This window comes from Phytoactinopolyspora endophytica, assembly GCF_004138495.1.
Lineage (GTDB): Bacteria > Actinomycetota > Actinomycetes > Jiangellales > Jiangellaceae > Phytoactinopolyspora > Phytoactinopolyspora endophytica.
In genome coordinates this window covers 37,251-40,902 of the sequence record NZ_ML142857.1, presented here as the reverse complement: position 1 = coordinate 40,902, position 3,652 = coordinate 37,251, and the positions used below count along the sequence as shown (strand labels likewise).

The window sequence follows — 3,652 nt, the reverse complement described above, 5'->3', positions numbered from 1 at the left end:
GTAGAAGTAGTCCACCCGCGGCTCTATCGAACAGTTCTCGTCCAACGGGGCTCCCAGGTTTCCACCGATCACCGGGACGTTGAACTTCTCCGTCTCACATGCGAACGGCTGCTGATGCGGACCGGAGAACACCGGACCCGTGCGGGGATGGTTGGTGACGCTGAGCTGCGCCGGCTCGCTGACCTGGCCCGGCCCGCGAGCTTCGATGGTGCTCTCGCCGTCGGGCAGATCGGCGACCAGACCGGTCAGCGTGCGGGCGGACTTGTCGGCGACGAACGCATCTGTGACATCCGCGTCGTCAGCCGTGACGGTGACCCGATGCAGCGGCACCGACCGTGGGACATCGACGCGGACTAGCGTGTCTCCGCCGGTGACGGTGTCCGGCCGGCCGGAGAGGGTGGAGATCTCCAGGTCGCCAGGGCGACTCGCCGCGTTGCCGGGTGGGTCCGAGGCGGTGGCCGATGTCGTGGCCGGAGCCACGGCCAGCGCCGCGACCATGGTGCAGGCCAGCGGTCCGGCGAGGACGTACCGCGTTGAACGGGAACGGAACTTGAACATGCGATCCCTTTCTGTGGACGGTGCGAGCGGGACAGATATGGAGGACAGCGGCTTTAGAGGTCTCGCAGAATGGGAGTCGCCTGATTCGCGTGCCCCCGCATCCCGGCTCGGATGCCCCGATCGCTTCACCGGCGCCCCATTCTGCGAGACCTCTTAGAGACTCAGCCCGAAGACCCATCCGGCGAGTGCGTACATCGTGATCAGGATCAACACGAGTGCGGCGACGTTGAGCAGGGCGCCGCCCCGGATCATCTGGCCGATCTTGATGTAGCCGGACCCGAACGCGATCGCGTTCGGCGGGGTCGCGACTGGGAGCATGAACGCCAGCGAAGCAGCCAGCGCCGTGGGCACGACCAGGATCATCACGTCCATCCCCAGGCCGACGGCGACCCCGCCCATGATCGGCAGGAACACCGCGGCGGTCGCGGTATTGCTGGTGAGCTCGGTCAGCAGCAGGACCAGGCCGGCGACGATCAGGATCAGTACCCACACCGGGACGTCGTCGAAGGCGCCGACGCGCTCGCCGATCCACTCGCTCAGCCCGGATGCGCTGAACTGCGACGACAGACTCAGGCCGCCGCCGAACAGGATCAGGATCCCCCATGGCAGCTGCACTGCTGTATCCCAGTCGAGCGCCGGTGTGCCGCGCTTACGGTCGACCGGGATCAGGAACAGGGCGATGGCCACGGCCATCGCGATCACGCCGTCGGAGATGTAGGTGAGTATCGGGAGAGACTCGGCGATGGAGTCGTTGTCCTCGAGCAGCGGGATGACCACCCACGACGTGGCGGCGGTGGCGAAGACCGCCGCGACCGTCCATTCGCCGCGCGACATCGGCCCGAGTGCTCGGAGCTCGGAGCGGATGAGCTCGCGCCCTCCGGCAAGCTCGGTGATCTTGGGCGGATAGACGAGCTTGGTGAGCACCAACCAGGCGATGACGAGGAAGACGGCCGCCAGTGGTACGCCGACCGCCATCCATTGGCCGAAGCCGACCGTGATGTCGTGGGTCTCCGACAGGTAACCCCGCATCAGGGCGTTCGGCGGGGTGCCGATGAGCGTGGCGACCGAGCCGATCGACGCCGCGTAGGCGATGCCCAGCATCAGGGCGGTGGCGAAGTTCGGATCACCCTTGCTGCCGTTGCCGTCCTGGCCGACCAGCGCCAGCACGGACAGCCCGATCGGCAGCATCATGACGGCCGTGGCGGTGTTCGAGACCCACATCGTGATGAACCCGGTGGCCAGCATGAACCCGGCGATGAGCATGACCGGGCTGGTGCCGATCGCGGCGACGATCGCCAGCGCGATGCGGCGGTGCAGATTCCACCGTTGCATCGCCAAGGCCAGCATGAATCCGCCCATGAACAGGAAGATGATCTCGTTGGCGTACGGGGCGGCGACGTCGGAGGCCTCAGCGACCTGCAGCACCGGGAACAGCACAAGCGGCAGCAGCGCCGTCGCGGCCAGCGGGATCGCCTCGGTCGCCCACCACAGCGCCATCACGACGGCGATCGCTGCCGTGATCTTGCCGTCGGTGGAGAGCGTGTCCGGCAGCAGGAGGTAGGTGGCGATGGCGACGACGACGCCGAGGAGCAGGCCGATCCGCTTGCGCATGAGGGTGCGGGCCTCGACGGTCTCCGTGGATGTGCCGTCCGGCTGGGTGTTCGGTTGTCCGGCCGTTTCCGTGGCCATGACTGTGCCTCCTCGACTCTGACGGCGACGTTTCGGCTGAGTCGCCGCGGGATGTCCGATGCGTGAAGCTGCGATGTGCAGTGATTCTGCTCACAGGGGCAGCAGGCCGGACAAGATCGTCAGCCGAAACTTCAGATTCCTCTGACATAGGAGGTCGCGCGATCTCCAGAGCCTTAGCGTTCCTGGATTCGCGCAAGGTTCCTGGCCTCGCGTAACGTTTGAAGCCTGTTTCAGGCGGTTAGGGGTCGCGCGAATAGGGAGTCGCCAGGTTCTTCGGACCCGCATGCCGAGTCTTCGAACTCCCAGCGCTGCTCGTCAGTCGACGCACACACCCCAGTGCGCCTCCCTCCTCCGCCTTGCGAGCCGGGCGCGGATGCCCCGCTCGCTTAACCGGCGCCCCTATTCGCGCGACCCCTATCCGTTACATGAGGCAAGGAACCTGGCGGGAACTATGCTCTCGTCTCATGCGAAGCCGGACGTCTACGCGGGATAGGGCAGGAACGGTCGGCCGACGTGCCGTGCTGCTGGCGTTCGGCGGCGCCATCGTCGCCTGCTCCGGCGACGATGAGGTCGACATGGTCGAGCTTCGCCTCGCGACGGGTCCTGCCGGGGCGGTCTACCGCCGCATCGGGGGCGGGCTGGCGGAGCTGATCGCGGAGCGGTTCCCCGACACGCCGGTGACGACGGTGCAGAGCAGAGCGTCGACGGACAACATCCGCATGCTCGTGGCCGCTGCCGCGGACCTCGGACTGTCCAGCCTGGACGCGGTGATCGGCCCGGACGGTGAGCCGCCGGAGGGCATCGCGGCGCTCTGCCGGCTCTACGACAGCTATCTGCACCTGGTGGTACTCAAAGAGTCGCCGATCTGGACCGTCGGGGATCTCGACGGCCGGCGCGTCTCCTTTGGCGCGCGGGACTCAGGCACCGAGTTCACCACCCGCCGCCTGGTCGAACTGGCCGGGGTGAGTGTGACCGGGGTGCGCCTGGACCAGGCCGACTCCGCGGCGGCGCTGGCGTCCGGCGAGATCGATGCACAGTTCTCCCTGACCGGTATCCCGACACCCGCGATCAGCGAACTGGCGGCGGAGCAGGACGTACGGTTCATCTCGCTGGAGGCACAGGCCGGGGCGCTTGCCGACGCTTTCCCGGGCCCGTACATCCAGGCGACGATCCCGGCCACGGCGTACGACGGCGTACGCGCCACGCCGACGGTGGCGGTTCCGAACGTGCTGCTGGCCCGCACCGACCTCGACGCCGACGTCGTCCGCGTGGTCACCGAGACGGTCTTCACCCGAGCGAGCGTGCTCACCACCGACCGGCCGGACGCCGCGGCGGTGCCGCAGGCATGGCAGATCAACGTCCGTACGGGCATCTCGACCGGATCCATCCCGCTCCACCCGGGCGC

At 67.7% G+C, this 3,652-nt stretch carries 3 protein-coding genes; 1 reads left to right on the top strand and 2 read right to left on the bottom strand.

The window, feature by feature from the left end:
• Positions 1–558: DUF6351 family protein (locus ELR45_RS38290; protein ID WP_205856814.1), on the bottom strand; the 558-nt coding region annotated here is incomplete at its 3' end.
• A 153-nt stretch (positions 559–711) separates the two neighbouring features.
• Positions 712–2,247, bottom strand: coding sequence for an SLC13 family permease (locus ELR45_RS18050; RefSeq protein WP_129667635.1), 1,536 nt, complete (start codon positions 2,245–2,247; stop codon positions 712–714).
• A 464-nt stretch (positions 2,248–2,711) separates the two neighbouring features.
• On the opposite strand from ELR45_RS18050, the gene ELR45_RS18045 reads away from it, so the two are divergent.
• Positions 2,712–3,652 (top strand): TAXI family TRAP transporter solute-binding subunit (locus tag ELR45_RS18045; RefSeq protein ID WP_129667788.1); only part of this gene is annotated, 941 nt, incomplete at its 3' end.

What these genes read in the sequence shown, in the direction of transcription:
- ELR45_RS18050 (WP_129667635.1), bottom strand. Translation starts at nt 2,247, where the DNA reads ATGGCCACGGAAACGGCCGGACAACCGAACACCCAGCCGGACGGCACA.